This is a genomic window from Streptomyces sp. NPDC019937, from assembly GCF_040631655.1.
Classification (GTDB): Bacteria; Actinomycetota; Actinomycetes; order Streptomycetales; family Streptomycetaceae; genus Streptomyces.
The window spans coordinates 30647-50776 of the sequence record NZ_JBEYAL010000011.1; the positions used below are offsets into that span (position 1 = coordinate 30647).

The 20130-nt window shown below is 73.8% G+C and carries 13 protein-coding genes; 4 read left to right on the forward strand and 9 right to left on the reverse strand.

The window, feature by feature from the left end; translation table 11 throughout:
- Positions 1 to 59 precede the first annotated feature (59 nt).
- The 4 genes from ABZ562_RS13290 to ABZ562_RS13305 all read right to left on the reverse strand — a co-directional run bounded on the left by ABZ562_RS13290 (position 60) and on the right by ABZ562_RS13305 (position 3493).
- Positions 60 to 311 carry a hypothetical protein gene (locus ABZ562_RS13290; RefSeq protein ID WP_055548006.1) on the reverse strand — a complete coding sequence of 84 codons (252 nt, stop codon included), beginning with the start codon at positions 309 to 311 and terminating at the stop codon, positions 60 to 62.
- Positions 308 to 673, reverse strand: a complete 366-nt coding sequence (locus tag ABZ562_RS13295) for a WhiB family transcriptional regulator (RefSeq protein WP_361477522.1) — start codon at positions 671 to 673, stop codon at positions 308 to 310. The genes ABZ562_RS13290 and ABZ562_RS13295 overlap by 4 nt, the downstream gene beginning before the upstream one ends.
- Positions 674 to 789: 116 nt before the next feature.
- Positions 790 to 1065, reverse strand: coding sequence for a hypothetical protein (locus tag ABZ562_RS13300; RefSeq protein ID WP_361477525.1), 276 nt, complete (start codon positions 1063 to 1065; stop codon positions 790 to 792).
- 142 nt (positions 1066 to 1207) lie between these two features.
- Positions 1208 to 3493, reverse strand: a complete 2286-nt coding sequence (locus tag ABZ562_RS13305) for an ATP-dependent DNA helicase UvrD2 (protein ID WP_361477528.1) — start codon at positions 3491 to 3493, stop codon at positions 1208 to 1210.
- Positions 3494 to 3641: 148 nt separating this feature from the next.
- Here ABZ562_RS13305 and ABZ562_RS13310 point away from each other — a divergent pair, with 148 nt between their 5' ends.
- Positions 3642 to 3884, forward strand: a complete 243-nt coding sequence (locus ABZ562_RS13310) for a mycoredoxin (protein WP_176180757.1) — start codon at positions 3642 to 3644, stop codon at positions 3882 to 3884.
- 29 nt (positions 3885 to 3913) lie between these two features.
- Here ABZ562_RS13310 and nudC read toward each other — a convergent pair whose 3' ends face one another.
- From nudC to ABZ562_RS13335, 5 genes are all read right to left on the reverse strand, one after another.
- Positions 3914 to 4849 carry an NAD(+) diphosphatase gene (nudC, locus tag ABZ562_RS13315; RefSeq protein WP_361477531.1) on the reverse strand — a complete coding sequence of 312 codons (936 nt, stop codon included), beginning with the start codon at positions 4847 to 4849 and terminating at the stop codon, positions 3914 to 3916.
- Between the two features lie 51 nt (positions 4850 to 4900).
- Positions 4901 to 6304 carry a dipeptidase gene (locus tag ABZ562_RS13320; protein WP_361477534.1) on the reverse strand — a complete coding sequence of 468 codons (1404 nt, stop codon included), beginning with the start codon at positions 6302 to 6304 and terminating at the stop codon, positions 4901 to 4903.
- A 75-nt stretch (positions 6305 to 6379) separates the two neighbouring features.
- Positions 6380 to 9928, reverse strand: a complete 3549-nt coding sequence (locus ABZ562_RS13325; protein ID WP_361477537.1) for a UvrD-helicase domain-containing protein — start codon at positions 9926 to 9928, stop codon at positions 6380 to 6382.
- 38 nt (positions 9929 to 9966) lie between these two features.
- A complete protein-coding gene (locus ABZ562_RS13330) occupies positions 9967 to 13269 on the reverse strand; it encodes an ATP-dependent DNA helicase (protein WP_361477540.1) in 3303 nt (1100 codons plus the stop codon).
- 87 nt (positions 13270 to 13356) lie between these two features.
- Entirely contained in the window at positions 13357 to 13761 is a 405-nt protein-coding gene (locus ABZ562_RS13335; protein ID WP_361477543.1) for an MGMT family protein, read from the reverse strand.
- Between the two features lie 197 nt (positions 13762 to 13958).
- Between ABZ562_RS13335 and ABZ562_RS13340 the strand changes: the two genes are divergently transcribed.
- The 3 genes from ABZ562_RS13340 (at position 13959) to ABZ562_RS13350 (ending at position 20079) form a co-directional block, all read left to right on the forward strand.
- A complete protein-coding gene (locus ABZ562_RS13340) occupies positions 13959 to 16763 on the forward strand; it encodes a flippase-like domain-containing protein (RefSeq protein ID WP_361477546.1) in 2805 nt (934 codons plus the stop codon).
- Positions 16764 to 16874: 111 nt separating this feature from the next.
- Positions 16875 to 18383, forward strand: a complete 1509-nt coding sequence (locus ABZ562_RS13345) for an alpha/beta hydrolase (RefSeq protein WP_361477549.1) — start codon at positions 16875 to 16877, stop codon at positions 18381 to 18383.
- A gap of 79 nt (positions 18384 to 18462) precedes the next feature.
- Positions 18463 to 20079: an alpha/beta hydrolase gene (locus ABZ562_RS13350; RefSeq protein WP_361477552.1), complete on the forward strand. Its 1617-nt coding sequence runs from the start codon at positions 18463 to 18465 to the stop codon at positions 20077 to 20079.
- Positions 20080 to 20130: the final 51 nt, after the last annotated feature.

The following is a 20130-nucleotide window of genomic DNA, read 5'->3' on the forward strand; positions in this document are numbered from 1 at the left end:
CGTCTCCCTTGATATTCCTTCGTATCCCCAGGTGCCCTCGGTCCCGGCGCGTGGCCGCGTCAGGACATGACCGCGGTGGCCAGCGCCCGCCGGGCACGGAGCGAGGCCCGCTCCGCGCGGCGCTGCAGGCGCATATGCGCACGTGCCAGGGCTTCTGGGATGAGTTGCATTTCTCGGGTCCTGTTCTGGCGCGACTCGGGCGCACCGGAGTGAGGGCGTGTGGGTGTGTCGGAGACCGGTGGGGTCATCGTCGGGACCTGCTTCATGGGGTCGTGCGTCGCTGGGCGATCGATGGTGCCGGGGGTGCTCATGCCGCGACCGGGTTCTTGCGCGGGCGGCCACGCGGCCGCTTGCGGGCCACGACCACGCCCTGGACGAACAGCTCGCCGCCCCAGACGCCCCACGGCTCGCGGCGGTCTTTCGCACCGGCGAGGCAGGCCTCGCGCAGCGGGCAGGTCTGGCACAGCGACTTGGCGTATTCGACGTCGGCCGGCGACTCCGCGAAGAAGACCTCCGGGTCGTAGGAGCGGCACGGGACGGCTACACCCAGGTTCTCGATGGCGTCATCGAGCTCGGTGAGGGCGGTGAGCGGGGTGGTCAAGGGGTCCTCCGAGGAGTCAGGCGGGCGGTTCAGGTCGGTCGCTGCGGACGGGGCGTGCGTATTGAGTTGCACGGTGGTGTGTTCCTCGTCTGTTCGGTCCGGCTCGTGGCCGGGCGCTGGCAAATCAAAAGGACCGCGGATCCCGGTGTGGGTTCCGCGGCCCTGGAAGGTGCCGACCTGATCCTGAATCAGGCTGGATAACTCCAGGGTTCGAGCCTGCGGAAGGCCCACGTGTCGTGGTGCTGCTGCGTCGTCCGGGATCCGGCACCATTGGCCGCCAGGGCATAGGCGAATGCCCGTGCCGCTGCCGCTACCGCAGGTGCCTGGATCGGTCGTCCACCGCGCTCGCTGAGACGCGCTTCATTGGCGCCGGGCATACCGGTACCGGGAAGCGAGGAGCCGAGCGGGCAGGTGGCGACGACCGATCGATCGGTCATTTTGATGGTCTCCATGAAGCTGATCATTGGTCTTCGCCTCCTCTCGGCGTCTCAGGGACCAGGGGGAACCGGTCCGGACTTACGTAGTACAACACGGATTCCTCGGTTCCCGGAAGGGCCGCTGTCTCCGTGCTCGGAAGGCTATGGGTATGCCGTCCGCGCGCGCAAACTATTTTTCCGTCGAGTTTTCCGCAGGGTCACCCGGTTGGGTTCCCTCGCCCTCGACGCCCTCGTCACCGTCGTGCGCCGAGGGCAGTTCCCGGCCCGCGCACAGCGCGAGAACGTCGGCGCCGAACCTGCCGAGTTTCCGTCTTCCGACACCGGGGATGCCGGACAGCTCCGATTCGGTTCCCGGCACGGCCTCGGCAATGGCGAGCAGGGTCTTGTCGGTGAAGACGCAAAAGGCCGGCTGGCCCAGCAGCCCGGCCTGCTCGGCCCGCCAGTCACGCAGCCGCTCGTACAGCGCCTCGTCCAGCTCCGAGGGGCAGTCCTCGCAGCGCATCAGCTTCATCTCGCCCGCGTCGGTCAGCGTCCTGCCGCAGACCCGGCAGTGCACCGGGGCGCGCCGCTTGCGCACCGGTGCCCCCGGGCCGGTGCCGCGCTCGATTCCGCCGCCCCCGCCGGGCATCCGGGCGGCGGGCGCCGCGGAGCCGGGCCGCAGCCCGTTGAGAAAGCGGGTGGGCCTGCGGGAGGCGCGGCCGCCGGGCGTCCGCGAGAGCGCCCACGACAGGCTCAGATGGCGGCGGGCCCGGGTGACGCCCACATAGAGGAGCCGACGCTCCTCCTCGATCTGCTGATCGGTCTTGGCGTAGGTGATCGGCATCATGCCCTCGGTCAGCCCCACCAGGAACACCGCGTCCCACTCCAGGCCCTTGGCGGCGTGGAGTGAGGCGAGCGTCACACCCTCCACGGTCGGGGCGTGCTGGGCGGCCGCCCGCTCGTCCAGCTCCGCCACCAGATCGGAGAGGGTGGCCCCGGGCCTGCCCCGGACGAAGTCCTCGGCGAGCCGCACCAGGGCGGCCAGCGACTCCCAGCGGTCACGGACCGCTCCGGAGCCCGCGGGGGGATCGGGCGTCCAGCCGCGGGTGCCGAGCACGGCCCGCACCTGGGACGGCACGTCCTCGTCGGACAGCACCGGGTCGGCGCTTCCGGCGCGCGCCGCGCCGCGCAGCAGCATCCCCGCCTCGCGGACCTCGGGCCGCTCGAAGAACCGCTCGGCGCCGCGCAGCTGATAGGGCACCTGCGCGTCGGCCAAGGCCTGCTCGTACAGCTCGGACTGGGCGTTGACCCGGTAGAGGACCGCGACCTGGCTGGGCGGGACGCCGGCGCCGCCCTGCCCGGCCGGGGTGATCAGCTCGCGGATCCGGCGGGCGGTGGCCTCGGCCTCGGCGGGCTCGTCGGCATAGGCGGTGTAGACCGGCTCGGGGCCCGGGTCGCGCTGCGAGACCAGCTCCAGCCGGTGCTCCGCGGCCCGGCCGCGGGCCTGGGACAGCAGCCCGTTGGCCAGGTGCACGACCTGGGGGGTGGAGCGGTAGTCCCGGATGAGCTTGACCACCGTGGCGCCGGGGTGCCGGGTGCGGAAGTCCAGCAGGTGGTCGGGGGTGGCGCCGGTGAAGGAGTAGATGGTCTGGCTGGCGTCGCCGACCACGCACAGGCTCTGCCGCTCGCCGAGCCACAGCTCCAGCAGCCGCTGCTGGAGCGGGCTGACATCCTGGTACTCGTCGACCACGAAGTGCTGGTACTGGCGGCGCACCTGATCCGCGATGTCCGGCCGCTCCTCCAGTACGCCGACCGTGAGCAGCAGCACATCCTCGAAGTCGATCACGCCGCGGTCGCGCTTCAGCTGCTCGTACCCGGCGTAGATCCGGCCGATCTCGACCGGGTCGCGGGGGGCCTCCCGGCCGGACTTGGCGGCCGCCGCCGGATAGTCCTCGGGCACGGTCTGGGTGACCTTCGACCATTCGATCTCGCCGGTCACATCCCGCAGCTCGTTGCGGTCCAGCCGGACCCGGCAGCGCGCGGCGGCCTCGGCCACCAGCTGCACCTTGCGCTCGGCCAGCCGCGGCACCTCGCCGCCGACCGCCTTGGGCCAGAAATACTGGAGCTGGCGCAGCGCGGCCGAGTGGAAGGTGCGCGCCTGCACTCCGCCCGCGCCGAGCTGCCGCAGCCGGCCGCGCATCTCGCCCGCCGCGCGGTTGGTGAAGGTGACGGCCAGCACGCTGGCGGGCTGGAGGATGCCCGCCCGCACCCCGTAGGCGATGCGGTGGGTGATCGCCCGGGTCTTGCCGGTGCCCGCCCCGGCCAGCACACACACCGCCCCGTGCAGGGCCGTCGCCACCTCGCGCTGCTCGGGGTCGAGCCCCTCGAGCACCGCGTCGGCGTCACGCGGCGTGGCCTCGTAGGCGCCGGGCGTGGAGACCTGCGGGAAGAGAGTGGAGTGCGTTGCTGGTGTCACCCCGCCATGCTGCCAGGTCCCCCGGGACCACCGCGCCGGTTGTCCACAGCCGTGACCATGCGGTCATATGAACGCCGGGAATGAGCGGCGGAAGGTGAACGTTCACCTTGTGCCCACCACGACACGACCCCGAGGAGAGCGAAGACCGATGTCCGGCACTGTGACGATGTACAGCACCACCTGGTGCGGCTACTGCCGCCGGCTCAAGGGCCAGATGGACCGCGAGGGGATCACGTACACCGAGATCAACATCGAGCAGGACCCGGAGTCCGCGGCCTTCGTCGAGAAGGCGAACGGCGGCAACCAGACGGTTCCCACCGTTCTCTTCCCCGATGGTTCGACCCTGACGAACCCCTCCCTCGCCCAGGTGAAGGCCAAGGTCGGGGCCTGACAGGTCGGTAACCGGGCCCGAAACGGCGGTCAGCCGCGCGGTAGCGGCTCGCCGTACCACAGCTCGATCAGCCGCGCCGCGATCGAGATCCCGGACGGGGGCAGGACCTCGCCGGACTCGATCGCGGTGCGCAGATCGTCCCGGGAGAACCAGCGCGCCTCGTGGATCTCCTCACCGTCCACCTGGATCAGGGAGGACGTGGCCCGGGCCATGAAGCCGAGCATCAGGCTGGACGGGAACGGCCAGGGCTGACTGGCGACGTACTCGACCTCCCCGACCCGGACGCCCGCCTCCTCGGCCACCTCGCGGACGACCGCCTGCTCGATCGACTCCCCCGGCTCCACGAAGCCCGCGAGCGTCGAGAAGCGCCCCTCCGGCCAGTGCACCTGACGGCCCAGCAGCGCCCGGTCCAGCTCGTCCGTCACCAGCATGATCACGGCCGGGTCGGTGCGCGGGTAGTGCTCGGCGCCGCAGGCCGGGCAGCGGCGGATGTGGCCCGCCGCCGCGATCACCGTGCGCTCGCCGCAGCGGGAGCAGAAGCGGTGCAGCCGCTGCCAGTTCTCCAGCGCGACCGCGTGCACCAGCAGCCCCGCGTCGCGCTCGGACAGCAGCGCGCCCGCCTCACGCAGCCCCGCGGGGCGCGCGGACTGGTCCATGCGGCCCGGCAGGGTGTCCTTCTGCAGCGCGAAGTAGCGCACCCCGTCCTCGTCGGTGCCCAGGAAGTAGCGGTGGGTCTCGGTGGGCGGGGCCTCGAAGGCCGGCGTCATGACCAGCTCGGTGCGGCCGTCCGGGGTGTCGTCGACCAGGGCCTGGCCTCCGGAGACCACGAAGACCCGCGTCGTCGGGTGGCTCCACGCCGCGGCCAGCCACGCCTCGTCCAATCGGTGGTGCGCCGCGCGGTCGACGCCGCTCGGGGCGCTGAGCGTGATCGGCCGGGTGGCGGCGCGCTCGGTCCAGGTGGTCACGGCTGCTTCCAACTTCCCCTGCGAAACGGGTGGTTTACGGACATGTGAGGGCTATACGGGTCCATTCTCCGCGAGATCGGCCCAGAGGTGGGCGGCCGTCTCGGCGCCCTTCACGAGCAGGTCCAGCTCGACCTTCTCGTTGGGCGCGTGCCAGCCGTCGGACGGCACCGAGATGCCCAGGAAGAGCACCGGGGCGCCCAGGACGTCCCGCAGGTCGGCCGCCGGTCCCGATCCGCCCTCGCGGGTGAAGCGGATCTTCTGGTCGAACGCCCGCCCCATGGCCCGCACCAGGGACTGGAGGGCGGGGTGGTCCAAGGGGGTCAGGCAGGGGCGGGTCGCGCCCCAGAAGGTGATCTCGTGCCGGATCCCGGCCGGGAGGGACGCGGCGACCCACTCCCGTACGGACTGCTGGACCTTCTCCGTGTCCTGACCGGCCACCAGCCGGAAGGACAGCTTCAGCCGGGCGGTGGACGGCACGATGGTCTTCCCGCCCGGCCCCTGGTAGCCCCCGCCGATGCCGTTGACCTCCGCGGTCGGGCGGGCCCAGATCCGCTCCAGGGTGGTGTACCCGGCCTCGCCGAGCAGACCGTGCGAATGCGCGGTGCGCAGCCAGCCGGCCTCGTCGAAGGGCAGCTCGGCGAACAGCTCGCGCTCGCGGTCGGTCAGCTCCAGCACACCGTCGTAGAAGCCGGGGACGGCCACCGTGCGGTCGTCGTGGTGCAGCGCGGCGGCCAGCCGGGCGGCCTCGGTGGCCGGATTGGGCACCGCGCCGCCGAACGAGCCGGAGTGGATGTCCTGGTCCGGCCCGTACAGGTCGATCTGGCAGTCGGTGAGGCCCCGCATGCCGGTGCAGACGGTCGGGGTGTCCTCGGACCACATGCCGGTGTCGGAGACGATCACGGTGTCGCAGGCGAGCCGGCCGGCGTGCGCCCGGATCAGCTCGGGGAAGTGCGGTGAGCCGGACTCCTCCTCGCCCTCGATCAGCAGCTTGAGGTTGACGGCGGGCGCGGAGCGGCCGGTCGCGGCCAGATGGGCGCGCACCCCCAGGGTGTGGAAGAGGACCTGCCCCTTGTCGTCGGCGGCGCCGCGCGCGTACAGCCTGCCGTCCTTGACGACCGGGTCGAACGGGTCGGTGTGCCAGCCGTCCTCGCGGGCGGCGGGCTGGACGTCGTGGTGCCCGTAGACGAGCACGGTGGGGGCCTCCGGGTCGCCGGACGGCCACGCGGCGAACACCGCCGGGGCGCCGGGCGTCTCCCAGATCTCGACCTCCGGGAAGCCGGTCGCGGTGAGGTGCGCCGCGAGCCACTGGGCGCTGCGGCGGAGGTCACCGGCGCGCGCGGGGTCGGCGGATACGGAGGGTATGCGCAGCCACGCGCCCAGCTCGTCGAGGAAGGCGGCGTACTCGCGGGCGACGAAGGCGCGGACGGCGTTGTCCGTGTCCGGGGTGGTGCTCATGGATGTGAGCCTATCCGGCGCGCGAAAGGACGAGAGCCCCCGGTCTCCGGGCCGCTCATCCGCGGTCGCCCTCGGTCATGGTTCGACGTCGGTGAAAGCCTTGACGACATCTTCGGCCTCGCCGTCGGCCGTCTCGGGCTCCGGTTCGCCGGTCAGAATGCGTTCCAGCTCCGCCCGGCCGGGCAGCTCCGCCGGGCGCACGATCTCCCCGCTGCGCACGTGGAGGAACGCCGCCGAGACCGCCGACAGCGGCAGATCGTGCAGTTCGGCCCAGGCCAGCCGGTAGATGGCCAGCTGGAGCGGGTCGGCGTCCTTGGACCGGCCGGTCTTCCAGTCGATGATCTCGTAGCCATGGCCGCCCCCGGCGCCCGCCGCGGGCTCCCGGTAGACGGCGTCGATCCGGCCGCGCACGGTCCGGCCCGCCAGGGTCAGCTGGAACGGCACCTCGACGCGGTACGGGGTGCGCCGGGCGTACGGCGTGCGCGCGAACGCCTCCTTGAGCACCGCCAGCTCCCGTTCGTCCGCGATCTCCGGCTCGTCGTCCTCGCCGCCCGGCAGCTCGTCCGGGCCGAGGAACGGCAGCGGCAGCGCCTCGAAGCGGGACTCGACCCAGGCGTGGAAGCGGGTGCCGCGGCGGGCCGCGGCGGGCCGCGGCGGGCGCGGCATGGGGCGGGCCAGCTCCCGCGCGAAGCCGTCCGGGTCGGCGGCGAGCCGCATCAGCTGGGTGGCGGTCAGGGTCTGCGGTACGGGCACCTCGTGCACGGTCGCGCGGGCGCGCCGCAGCTCCCCGGCGAGCGCGTCGAGATCGCGGTCCCAGGAGTCGGCCAGCCGCGCCTCCTCGGGGGCCAGGCCGGCGTCCGGCCCGGGACGCGCGCCGGGGTAGGGGGGCCCGGCGTCGTGCGGGTCGCCGTACGGGGCGTCGTACGGATCGCCGCCCGGGTCCGGGGGGTCCTCCTCGTACGGATACGGGTCGTCGTACGCCTCGTCGTACGGGTACGCCTCCTCGTCCTCGTACGGGTACACGTCGTCCGGCGGCTCCGGCCACGCCGGGTCCTCGTCCGGAACCGGCTCGTGCGGGGCGTCGGCATACGGGCCGTCCGCCGCCTCCAGGCGGGCGAGGTGGGCCAGGACCGCATCCGCGGCCCGGCGGCGGCGGGCCAGGGCGCCGGGGTCGAGCGGGAGCGGCCAGGCGCGGTCGGCGGCCGTCTCGCGCAGGGCCGGGTTCTCCGCGTCCTTCTCCGGCTCGTCCGCCCACGCCTCGACCTCGCCGTAGCCGGCCTCACAGTGCGCGCGCAGCGCCTCCAGGAAGGAGGACGGGCCGCGGCGGCGCTTCTGCGACGGGCCCCACCAGTGTCCGGAGCCGAGCAGCAGCGAGCGGGGCCGGGTGAAGGTGACGTAGCCCAGGCGGAGTTCCTCCGTCCGCTGGTGCTCCTTCATGGCGTCCTTGAAGGCGGTGAGCCCCTTGGCGTCCCAGGCGGTGACCTGCGGGAGGGTGTCGGCGTCGCCGCGCAGGGCGTGCGGCAGGACCCGGGCGTTCGCCGTCCAGGACTCGCGGCTCTGCTCGCTGGGGAACCGCCCCGCGACCAGCCCGGGCACCGCCACCACGTCCCACTCCAGGCCCTTGGACTTGTGCGCGGTGAGCACCTTGACCGTGTTCTCGCCACCGGGGAGCGCGTTGTCGAGCCCCTTCTCGTACTGTGCGGCGGTCTTCAGGAAGCCCAGGAACGACTGCAGGGTGGCCTCGCCGTCCACGGCCGTGCCCGCCTGCGCGGCGAAGGACGCGGCGACGTCCAGGAAGTTGCCCAGCGTCTCGCGGCGGCGGGCGGCCAGGGCGTGCGGCGAGGCGGACAGCTCCACCTCCAGACCGGTGGTGGACAGCACCCGGTGGAGGACGTCCATGAGCGGGTCGGCCAGTGAGCGCCGCAGCTCGCGCAGTTCGGCGGCGAGCCGGGCGAAGCGCACCCGGGCCTCGGCCGAGAACGGCAGCCCGTCGTCCCGGCCGCCGCCGGAGTCCAGGAAGGTGTCGAGGGCGTCGGCGAGCGAGATGATCTCCGACGGGTCGACGCCCTCGACGGCCTCGGCGAGCCGCCGGTCCGGGTCGTCCTCCGCGCCGCCGGGGCCGCCGTGGGAGACGAGCGCGCGGGCGCGGCGGCCGAGCAGGGCCAGGTCGCGGGGGCCGATGCGCCAGCGCGGGCCGGTGAGCAGCCGGACCAGCGCCGCGTTGGCCCCCGGGTCCTGCAGCACCTCGCAGACCGCCACCAGGTCGGCGATCTCGGGCAGGTGCAGCAGCCCCGACAGGCCCACGACCTCCACCGGAACGTCACGCTCCACCAGTGCGCCCTGGATCTCGGCGAAGTCACCGGCCGTACGGCACAGGACCGCGATCTCGCCGGGCGGGGTGCCGGTGCGCACCAGATGGGCGATCGAGTCGGCGAGCCAGGCCAGCTCCTCGGCGTGGGTGGGCAGCAGCGCGCAGCGCACCAGGCCGTCCCGCTCGGCGCCGGGCGCGGGGCGCAGCGCCTCGACGCCCTGGTGCATCGCGCGCAGCGGGGCGGCGAGCCCGTTGGCGAGGTCGAGCAGGCGGCCGCCGCTGCGCCGGTTCTCGCTGAGCGCGTAGCGGCGGGCGGGGCTGCCGTCCCGGTGCGGGAAGTGCGCCGGGAAGTCGTCGAGGTTGGCCACCGAGGCGCCGCGCCAGCCGTAGATGGCCTGGCACGGGTCGCCGACGGCGGTGACGGGGTGTCCGGTGCCGCCGCCGAACAGACCGGACAGCAGCATCCGCTGGGCGACGGAGGTGTCCTGGTACTCGTCCAGCAGGACGACCGCGAACTGCTCGCGCAGGATCCGGCCGACCTCCGGGCCGGTGCCGGCCAGGGTGGCGGAGAGCGCGATCTGGTCGCCGAAGTCGAGCAGATCGCGGCGGCGCTTCTCGGCGCGGTACTCCTCGACCAGCCCGAGGAGTTCACGGCGCGCGCGGGCGGCCTCGGGCACCTTGCGCAGCGCGTCGTTGGTCAGCTTCACCCCGTCGAGGGTGTCCAGCAGCTCGGTGTCGTGACGGTGGAGCCGCTTCGCGGGAACCAGGTGCTCGGCCAGCTCGGCGTCGAGCGCGAGCAGGTCCGTCACCAGGTCGGCGAAGGGGCGGGTGAGCGCCGGGTAGGGGCCGGGGGCGGTGCGCAGCACGCGCGCGGCGAGCTGGAAGCGGGTGGCGTCGGCGAGCAGCCGGGCGCTGGGCTCCAGTCCGATGCGCAGCCCGTGCTCCTTGAGGAGCTGTCCGGCGAAGGCGTGGTACGTGGAGATGCCGGGCTCGCCCGCGGCCTCCTCGGCGGCCCCCGGATCCGGGTCGGGATCCACGACGCCCGCCTTGACCAGCGCCTTCCGCACCCGCTCGGCCAGTTCGCCCGCGGCCTTGTTGGTGAACGTCAGGCCCAGCACCTGGTCGGGCGCGACCTGGCCGGTGCCCACCAGCCAGACGACGCGCGCGGCCATCACCGTGGTCTTGCCGGAGCCCGCTCCGGCGACGATCACCTGCGGGGCGGGCGGCGCGGTGATGCACGCCGTCTGCTCCGGGGTGAACGGGATCCCGAGCAGCTCCTTGAGCTCCTCGGGATCGGTGATGCGGGCTGACACTCCAGTGAGGCTATCGGTCGCCACCGACAGCCGGTCCCTCACTCCACCACGTGGCGGCCCTCCGCGCGGGCGCTGCACGAGGCGCGGAAGGCGCAGCGCTCGCAGTGCGCCCCGGTGCTCGGCGCGAAGCGCTCGTCGAGGACGCGACCGGCCGCGGTGGCGAGCAGTTCGCCGACCCACTCCCCCTCGGGCGGGTCCTGGGCCTGGACCTTGGGGACGGTCTCGCCCCCCTCCTTCTTGGCGGCGCCCTGCCGCAGCTGGACCAGCTCCGCGCCGCCGGGTTCGGGCCGCTCGCCGCCGAACAGGCCGTCGACCGCGCCCTCCCGCACGGCGAGCTGATAGACCGCCAGCTGAGGGTGGTGAGCGACCTCACCTCGGGTCACGGGCTGCTTGCCGGTCTTGAAGTCGACGACGTACGCACGCCCCTCGGCGTCCGCCTCGACGCGGTCCATGCTGCCGCGGATGCGTACCTGGTACGCGTCGGCCTCGAGGGTGACGTCGAAGCCGTGCTCGGAGGCGACCGCCGTGCGGCCGCCGCGCTCCATCACGTGCCAGCGCAGGAAGCGCTCCAGGGCCGCCCGGGCGTGCTCCTTCTCCTGCCGCGACTTCCAGGGGGCGTCGAACGCGAGCGCGTCCCATACGGAGTCCAGCCGCTCCATGAGGACCGCGAGATCGGCCGGGGTGCGCCCGGAGGCCACCTCGTCGGCGAGGACGTGGACCACGTTGCCGAAGCCCTGGGCGGCGGTCGACGGGGCGTCCGCCTTGACCTCGCGCCCCAGGAACCACTGCAGCGAGCAGGTGTTGACGAGCTGGTCGAGCGCGCTGCCGGAGAGCGCCACGGGCCGGTCGCGGTCGCGCAGCGGCACCTCGCTGTGCGTCGGCTCGTACAGGCCCCACCAGCCGGCGGGGTGGGCCGCGGGGACCAGCGGCCGGCCGTCCTCGTCGCGCATCGCCGCGAGGCGGGCCAGCCGCTGCGCGGCGGCCTCCCGCAGGGCGTCCGAGGCGTCCGGGTCGACGGTGGTGGCGCGCAGCTCGGCGACGAGCGCGGCGACCGACAGCGGGCGGCGCGGCCGCTGGGTGACGTCGACCGGGGTGACGCCCAGTTCGGTCAGGAACCGGGAGGGCTGGTCGCCGTCCTCGGAGGCCGCCTTGACGGCGGTGACCACCAGCCGGTCCCTGGCGCGGGTCGCCGCCACGTAGAACAGCCGCCGCTCCTCGGCCAGCAGCGCGCCCGGCGTCAGCGGCTCGGCGAGCCCGTCCCGGCCGATCCGGTCGGCCTCCAGGAGCGAGCCGCGGCGCCGCAGATCCGGCCACAGCCCCTCCTGGACGCCCGCGACCACCACCAGGCGCCACTCCAGCCCCTTGGAGCGGTGGGCGGTCATCAGCCGCACGGCGTCGGGCCGGGCGAGGCGGCGCGAGAGGGTGTCGGCGGCGATGTCCTGGGCGTCGAGCTGGTCGAGGAAGTTGAGCGCGCCGCGGCCGCCGGTGCGCTCCTCCGCGCGCGCGGCGGTCTCGAACAGCGCGCACACCGCGTCCAGGTCGCGGTCGGCGTTGCGCCCGGCGCTCCCGCCGCGCTGGGCCGCGCCCTCCAGCCGCCCGGGCCAGGGGGTGCCGTCCCACAGCTCCCACAGCGCCTGCTCGGCGGTGCCGCCGCCGGCCAGCGCCTCCAGCGCCTCGCGCAGCAGCAGGCCGAGCCGCTGGGCGCCGCGCGCGTACGCCGGGTCGTGGACGGCCAGCCGCTCGGGCGCGGCCAGCGCCTCGGCGAGCAGGACGTCGGAGGGGCGCGGCACGGCGTGGCCCGCGGCCCGCTCCTCCTCGCGCAGGGCGCGGCCGAGGCGCCGCAGATCGGCGGCGTCCATGCCGCCCAGCGGCGAGGTGAGCAGGGTGAGGGCGGTCTCGACGCCGAGGGCGGCGGACAGTCCGCCGGAGCCGGGCAGCGCGGCCGTGGCGGCGGCCCGCAGCGCCGTCAGCAGGGGGGCCACCGCGGGTTCGTGGCGCAGCGGGATGTCGTCACCGTCCACCTCGATGGGCACCCCGGCGGAGGTGAGCGCCCGGCGCAGGCCCGGGAGCGAGCGCCCCCCGGCGCGCACCAGGACGGCCATCTCGCTCCAAGGCACCCCGTCCTCCAGATGGGCGCGGCGCAGGATGTCGGCGACGTTGTCCAGCTCGGCGCCCGCGGTGGGATACGTGAACACCTCGACGCGGCCCCCGTCGCGGGCCGCCCTCAGCTCCCGGTGGGCGCGCACGGCGTGCGCCGGGAGGCGGGTGAGCGGCATCCGGCCGGTGACGAGCCGGGTCGCGGCGAGCAGCCGGGCGCCCGAGCGGCGCGAGGTGGTGAGGACCTCCACGGGCGCCGGGCGGCCGTCCGCGCGCGGGAAGGCGTCCCGGAAGCCGAGGATGCCGTTCACATCGGCGCCCCGGAAGGCGTAGATCGACTGATCGGGGTCGCCGAACGCCACCAGCGTCCTTCCGCCGCCCGCCAGCGCGCGCAGCAGCCGCCCCTGGGCCACGTCCGTGTCCTGGTACTCGTCCACGAACACCGCGTCATAGCGGGCGGCCAGCTCCGCCGTGCCTTCCGGCCGCTCGGCGAGCAGCACCGCGCGGTGCACCAGCTCCGCGTAGTCCAGCACCCCCTGGGCGTCCAGCACGTCCAGATACTCGGCCAGGAAGGCCGCCGCCGCGCCCCAGTCCGGGCGCCCGGTGCGGGCCGCGAACTCCCCCAGGGACCGCGGGCCGAGCCCCAGCTCCCGGCTGCGGGCGAGCACCGCGCGCACCTCGTCGGCGAAGCCGCGGGTGGTCAGGCAGGCGCGCAGATCGTCGGGCCAGCGGACCGAGGCGCGCCCCGCGCGCTCCAGTTCGGCCTGCCCGGCGAGGAGTTCCCGTACGACGACGTCCTGTTCCGGCCCTGACAGCAGCCGCAGCGGATCGGCGAACAGGTCGACGTCCTGGTGGGCGCGGACCAGCGCGTAGCAGAAGGAGTGGAAGGTGGTGGCCCGCGGCCCCCTCGCGCCACCCAGCCGCGCCGCCATCCGGTCGCGCAGCTCGACGGCGGCCTTGCGGCTGAAGGTGAGCACCAGGAGGCGCTCGGGGTCCGCACCCTCGCGCACCCGCCGGGCGACGGCCTCCACCAGCGTCGTGGTCTTTCCGGTGCCCGGCCCGGCGAGCACCAGCAACGGACCGCCCTCGTGCTCAACCACGGAGCGCTGCCGTGCGTCCAGGACAGGAGAGACCACCGGATCCGGCCGACGGCGGACCAGACGGTACGTGCCCGGTGACGGCTGCCGCGGATGCGGCTGCCGCCCGCGCCGCTGCCGCGGCAGGGACGAGGAGGAGGAACTCACGTGGATCGCCGGTCCTGGTGGGTTGGCTGGGTGCCGCACAGCGTCTCATGTGCCATGGCGCGTCACCCGAATGGCTGTGGACAACCTCTATCCCGCCGCGGCGTCAGCACCCTCGGCGCCCTCCGTGCCCTCGGCGCCCTCCACTCCGTCCCAGCGGGCCCGGCGCATGTCGATCCTCGGCACATGGCCCTCGGCGGAGCGCGGCGCTTCGCGCAGCGGAGTGCCCTCCGCGCGGTAGTGGTCCAGCGCCCGCAGCTCGCTGCCGGGCAGCAGCGCGCCGTCCGCGCGCACCACGCGCCACCACGGCACGGCGCCCCCGTAGAGGGCCATCACCCGCCCCACCTGGCGCGGGCCGCCCTCCTCCAGCCACTCGGCGATGTCCCCGTAGGTCATCACCCGGCCCGGCGGGATCAGCTCGGCGACGTCCAGCACCCGCTCCGCGTACGCGGGCAGCTCGTCGGCGTCCCGCTGCTCCTCGCTCTCCCGGCTCATCCCGCCCATCCTGCCCCACGCCACCGACACCGCCCGCGCAGTACCGTCGAAGGTTCCGCGGACGGCGGTGGGGGTTCGATCACCCATTGTGCGGGAACGCACTACAGGGCGTACGATCCGAGGCTCACATCCCCGAAATGCACCCTGATGCCCTCCTCCGCAGCCCGGGCATGCCACCATCTTCCGGGCGGTGACTGGTGATACGAGATCAAGAAGAGACGGCGAAGCAGCAGGGTGCGCAGCCTCCTGAAGAGGAGGCCCGCACCCCTGAGGCGCTGCCGCGCTCGGACGGCTCCGACGGTCCGCACGGCCCCCATGACCACGGCGGCGCCGACGGCTGGGAAGAGCCGGAGGACCACGGCGGCTCCGACGGCCCGCAGGGGCACAACGAACGGGTCTCGGGCGACGAGCCGCTGCTGCCCGCCCGGGTCCACCGCCCCTCGGATCTGATGCGGCTGCTGCTCGGCGCGCTGGGCATCGGCATCGTCCTGGCCGTCGCGGCCTTCGCGCACGGCACCACCGCGGGGCTGGAGAAGGACATCGGCCACGGCGCCAACCAGGCGCCCCCGCTGATGATCGACTTCGCCGGGCTGACGGCCAGCATCGCCGTGCTCGTCCTGCCGGTGGCGTTCGCGATCGAGCGGCTGATCAAACGGGACGGGCTGCGGATCGCGGACGGCGTCCTGGCCGCGGTCCTCGCCCACGGCATCTCCCTGGCCACCGATCTGTGGGTCGCCAGAGCCGCGCCCGACTCGATCCGTGAGGCCCTCACCCAGCCCGCGCCCGGCGGCGCCCTGAGCGATCCCGTGCACGGCTACCTCGCCCCCGTCATCGCCTATATGACGGCCGTCGGCATGGCGCGCCGCCCCCGCTGGCGGGTGGCCATGTGGGGCGTGCTGCTGCTCGACGCTTTCGCGGTGCTCGTCGGCGGCTACACCACCCCGTTCTCGATCATCGTCACGGTGCTCATCGGCTGGACCGTCGCCTACGGCACGCTCTACGCCGTCGGCTCCCCCAACGTCCGGCCCACCGGTCAGCACCTGCTCGCCGGGCTGCGCCGGGTCGGCTTCAACCCGGTCAGCGCGGCCCGCGCCGAGGAGGCCGTCGACGAGCACGGCAACCACAGCGACCGGGGCCGCCGCTATCTGGTCACCCTGGAGGACGGGCCGCCGCTGGACGTCACCGTGGTCGACCGCGAGCAGCAGGCCCAGGGCTTCTTCTACAGCGTCTGGCAGCGGCTGACACTGCGCACGATCACCCCGCCGCGCAGCCTCCAGTCGCTGCGCCAGGCGCTGGAACAGGAGGCGCTGCTCGCGTACGCGGCGATCGCGGCGGGCGCCAACGCGCCCAAGCTGATCGCCACCTCCGAGCTGGGCCCGGACGCCGTGATGCTGGTCTACGAGCACATCGGCGGCCGCCCCCTGCACGCCCTGCCCGACGAGGCGATCACGGACGAGCTGCTGGCCGGGGCCTGGCACCAGGTGCAGGCGCTCCAGTCACGGCGCATCGCCCACCGGCGGCTGGACAGCGACGCCCTGCTGATCGACCGCTCCGGCGCGGTCATCCTGACGGATCTGAGCGGCGGCGAGATCGCGGCCGGTGACGTGGTGCTGCGGATGGACATCGCGCAGCTGCTGACCACCCTGGGGCTGCGGGTGGGCGCCGAGCGCTCCGTGGCCGCCGCGGTCGACGTCATCGGCCCGGACGCGGTCGCCGACAGTCTCCCCCTGCTGCAGCCCCTCGCCCTGGGCCGGGCCACCCGGGCGACGCTGCGCCAGCTGGCCCGGGAGCGCGCCCAGCGGCAGCGGGAAGCGGTGCTGGAGGCGTCCCGGGCCGCCAAGGAGGCCAGGGCGCGGGAGGCCGAGGAGGCCCAGGAGGCGGCCCGGGGCGAGGCCGACGACGGGCGCAGGGCCGAACCGGCCGTCAGCGACCGCAAGACGGCCAAGGCCGAGAAACAGGCCGAGAAGCGGGCGCTCGACGAGGCCCTGGAGGAGGCCCGCGAGGAGGATCTGCTCGCCCAGATCCGCCGCCAGGTGCTGCTGGTGCGGCCGCAGGCGCCGATCGAGCCGGTGCGGCTGGAGCGCATCAAGCCGCGCACCCTGGTCAGCTTCTGCGCGGGCGCCTTCGCCGCGTACTTCCTGCTGTCCCAGTTCACCCACCTCAAGCTGGGCGCCCTGGTCGGCGAGGCCAACTGGATCTGGGTGGTGTTCGCGCTCGCCTTCTCCGCGCTCACCTATGTGGCGGCCGCCCTGAGCCTGCTCGGCTTCGTCCCCGAGAAGGTGCCCTTCGGGCGCACGGTGCTCGCCCAGGTCGCCGCCTCGTTCGTGAAGCTGGTGGCCCCCGCGGCGGTCGGCGGCGTCGCCCTCAACGCCCGCTTCCTGCAGCGCGCGGGGGTGCGGTCCGGGCTCGCGGTGGCCAGCGTCGGCGCCTCGCAGCTGTTCGGTCTGGCCAGCCACATCGTGCTGCTGGCCATCTTCGGCTACATCACCGGCACCGAGCGCACCCCGACGCTCTCCCCGTCCCGGACCGTGATCGCCGGGCTGCTGACGGGCGCCGTGCTGACCCTCGTGGTCACCGCGGTGCCCGCCCTGCGCAAGTTCGTCTCCACCCGGGTGCGGTCGCTGTTCGCGGGCGTCGTACCGCGCATGCTGGACGTGCTCCAGCGACCCAGGAAGCTGCTCGCCGGCATCGGCGGCATGCTGCTGCTGACCGCGGCCAACGTGATGTGCCTCGACGCGTCGATCCGCGCGTTCGGCGGCGAGCTGAGCTACGCGAGCATCGCGGTCGTCTTCCTCGCGGGCAACGCCCTGGGGTCGGCCGCGCCCACCCCGGGCGGCGTCGGCGCCGTCGAGGCCGCCCTGATCGCCGGGCTCACCTTCGCCGGGCTGCCGTACGAGACGGCCGCGCCCGCGGTGCTGCTGTTCCGGCTGATGGTCTTCTGGCTGCCGGTGCTGCCCGGCTGGGTGGCGTTCACCCACCTCACCCGCCGCGAGTCGCTGTAGGCCCGCCGGTCGGGCGCCAGGGCCGGCCTCACCCGTACGCCCGCGCTGTGCGCGCGCGACCCCGCCGGGGCCCGCAGGATGGCGGTACGCCGCCACCCAGGGAGAGCCGCCGTGTCCCGACCCCTGCGCACCGGTGCGCTGTCCGCCGCCGCCCTGCTGCTCGCCGCCACCGCCGGATGCGGCGGCGACCCCGGACGGCCGGACACCACCGCGGGCCAGAAGCTCCACTGGGCCGCCTGCCCCGTCCCCTCCGACAGCGAGGACGGGGCCACCACCAAGGCCCCGGGCCGGGAGTGGCAGTGCGCCACCCTGCACGTCCCGCTCGACTACAGCAAGCCGCGCGGCGCCACCATCGGCATCGCGATGATTCGCGCCAAGGCCACGGGGCCGGGCAAGCGGATCGGCTCCCTGATCTTCAACTTCGGCGGCCCCGGCGGCTCCGGCGTCACCACGCTCCCCGCCCTCGCGGGCACCTACAAGCAGCTGCGCACCCGCTATGACCTGGTCAGCTTCGATCCGCGCGGGGTCGGCCGCAGCAAGGGGGTGCGCTGTCTCGGCAACCGGCAGCTCGACGCCTTCTACGCGGCCGACGCCACCCCGGACGACTCCGCCGAGGTGACCTCCCTGCTGCACCGGGTCAAGGGCTACGCCGCCGGGTGCGAGAAGCGGTCCGGCGCGGTGCTGCCGTACGTCGGCACCACCAACGCCGCCCGCGACATGGAGGTGATGCGCCGCGTCCTCGGCGACCGCGAGCTGTACTACTTCGGCGTCTCCTACGGCACCGAACTGGGCGGCGTCTACGCCCATCTGTACCCCAAGAAGGTGGGCCGGGCGCTGTTCGACGGGGTCGTGGACCCCGCCCAGGACCCCGAGCAGGGCGCCCTCGGCCAGGCGAAGGGGTTCCAGCTGGCGCTGGGCGACTACCTGAAGGGGTGCCACCCCACCGCCGGGGCCGGCTGCCCGACCCAGGCACGGATCCAGGCCCTGCTGAAGCGCCTGGACCGGCATCCGGTGGCGGGCAGCGGCAACCGGAAGCTCACCCAGTCGCTGGCCGACGGAGGCGTCGCGCAGTCCCTGTACTCACGGGACTTCTGGCCGTACCTCACCCAGGGGATCGCGGCCGCCCAGCAGGGCGACGGCGGGATCCTGCTGGCCCTGGGCGACGCCATGAACGGGCGCGGCGAGAACGGCGACTACAGCACCCTGCAGTCCTCGCTCAACGCCGTCACCTGCGCCGACTTCAAACAGCGCTACACCCTGGCCGACATCCGGCGGAAGCTGCCCGCCTTCCGCGAGGCGTCCCCGGTGTTCGGCGACTTCATGGCCTGGAGCCTCACCCAGTGCACCGGCTGGCCCGTCCGCGGCGCCTGGACCACCCCGGATGTCAGCGCCCGCGGCGCCGCCCCCATCCTGATCGTCGGCAACACCGGCGACCCGGCCACCCCGTACGCCGGGGCACGGAAGATGGCCGACGAACTCGGGCCCGGGGTCGGCGTCGAACTCACCTACAAGGGCGAGGGACACGGGGCGTACGACAGCGGCAGCCGCTGTGTGCGCACGACCGTGAACGCCTATCTGCTGAACGGCCGGGTCCCGCAAAACGGCAAGGTCTGCACCTAGCCGTGGTGCCGCCGATGTGACGGTATGGAGAACAAGCGCGCACACTCCCGCTCATACCATCCTCATAGGATCACCGACCATGTCGAGTTCCCTCCGCACCATACGGACCAGGGCGCTGGTCTCCGCGACCGCCGTGGCCGCCCTCCTCGCCGTCGCGGGCTGCGACGGCCAGGGGAAGGACCAGGGGAAGGCGTCGGCCACCCCGACGTCCGGCTCCTCCGCCACCGCCCCGGCCGCGCCCCCGGGCTCCTCCGGCCTGCCCCGCTCCCTCACGGGCCAGAAGCCGCGCTGGAAGGAGTGCGCGGCGCCGACCGCGCGGCAGGGCACCGGAAAGGCGCCGGGCGGCGACTGGGAGTGCGCCGGCCTCACCGTGCCGCTGGACTGGGCGAAGCCGGACGGAGAGACTTTTCGCCTCGCCATGATCCGCGCGAAGGCCACAGGACCGGGGAAGCGGATCGGCTCCCTGGTGTTCAATTTCGGCGGACCCGGCGGCTCCGGCGTTTCCTCCCTGCCCGGTTTCAGCGGGGATTACGAGAAGCTGCGCGCACGCTATGACCTGGTGAGCTTCGATCCGCGCGGGGTCGGCGAAAGCGAGGGCGTGACCTGCCGGAGCGACAAGGAGATCGACGCCGCGGAGGCGGTGGACGGCACTCCGGACGACGCCGCCGAAATCAAGGCGGCGACCGCGGACGCGCGGACATACATCGCCGGATGCGAAAGGCGCTCCGGGAAGGTGCTCCCCCATGTGGACACCGTCAGCGCCGCCCGGGACATGGACCTCATGCGGCAGGTGCTCGGGGACCGGAAACTGTCCTATTTCGGCATCTCCTACGGCACCGAACTCGGCGGCGTCTACGCCCATCTGTACCCGCGGCATGTGGCCCGCGCGGTCCTCGACGCCGTGGTCGACCCGTCCGCCGACACCGAACAGGGCTCCCTCGCCCAGGCCAGGGGGTTCCAGCTGGCGCTGGACAACTACCTCCGGGACTGCGCCCGGAAGGGGCTCGCCTGCCCGGTCGGCGACGATCCCGAGGCGGGCGCCGAGAAGATCGTCGCGCTGCTGAAGAAGCTCGACAAGAAGCCGCTGGAGACCGACAGCGGCCGCAAGCTCACGGAAGGCGGGGCGCTCGGCGGTATCGCCGCCGCGCTGTACTCCGAGGACAGCTGGAAATACCTGACGCTGGGCCTTCAGGAAGCGCTGACGCTCGGCAAGGGCAATCTGCTGCTCGCGATGTCGGATTCGATGTCCGGCCGCGACGACAAGGGCCGCTACAGCAATATCAACGCGGCCAATACGGCGATCAACTGCGCCGACGAGAAGAAGCGCTACACTGTGAGCGACGTGAAGGAGCGGCTGCCACGGTTCCGCGAGGCCTCGAAGGTCTTCGGCGACTATCTCGCCTGGTCCCTCCTCGCCTGCACCGGCTGGCCGGTCGACGGCAGGACGGACACCCCGGAGGTGAGCGCCGAGGGCTCCGCGCCGGTCCTCGTCGTCGGCAACACCGGCGACCCGGCCACCCCGTACGCGGGGGCCCGCACGATGGCCCGCGAACTCGGCCGGGGCGTGGGCGTCGAGGTCACGTACCGGGGGCAGGGCCATGGCGCGTACAACAGCGGCAACGCCTGCATGACGAAGACCGTCAACGCCTATCTGCTCGACGGGAAGGTGCCCGCGAGCGGCAAGACCTGCGGATGAACGACGGGAGGCCCGGACCGCTCGTACAGCGGTCCGGGCCCTCTCATACAG

What these genes read in the sequence shown, in the direction of transcription:
- ABZ562_RS13310 (WP_176180757.1), top strand. Translation starts at nt 3,642, where the DNA reads ATGTCCGGCACTGTGACGATGTACAGCACCACCTGGTGCGGCTACTGC.
- ABZ562_RS13350 (WP_361477552.1), top strand. Translation starts at nt 18,463, where the DNA reads ATGTCGAGTTCCCTCCGCACCATACGGACCAGGGCGCTGGTCTCCGCG.
- ABZ562_RS13300 (WP_361477525.1), bottom strand. Translation starts at nt 1,065, where the DNA reads ATGATCAGCTTCATGGAGACCATCAAAATGACCGATCGATCGGTCGTC.
- ABZ562_RS13320 (WP_361477534.1), bottom strand. Translation starts at nt 6,304, where the DNA reads ATGAGCACCACCCCGGACACGGACAACGCCGTCCGCGCCTTCGTCGCC.
- ABZ562_RS13335 (WP_361477543.1), bottom strand. Translation starts at nt 13,761, where the DNA reads ATGAGCCGGGAGAGCGAGGAGCAGCGGGACGCCGACGAGCTGCCCGCG.
- ABZ562_RS13290 (WP_055548006.1), bottom strand. Translation starts at nt 311, where the DNA reads ATGAGCACCCCCGGCACCATCGATCGCCCAGCGACGCACGACCCCATG.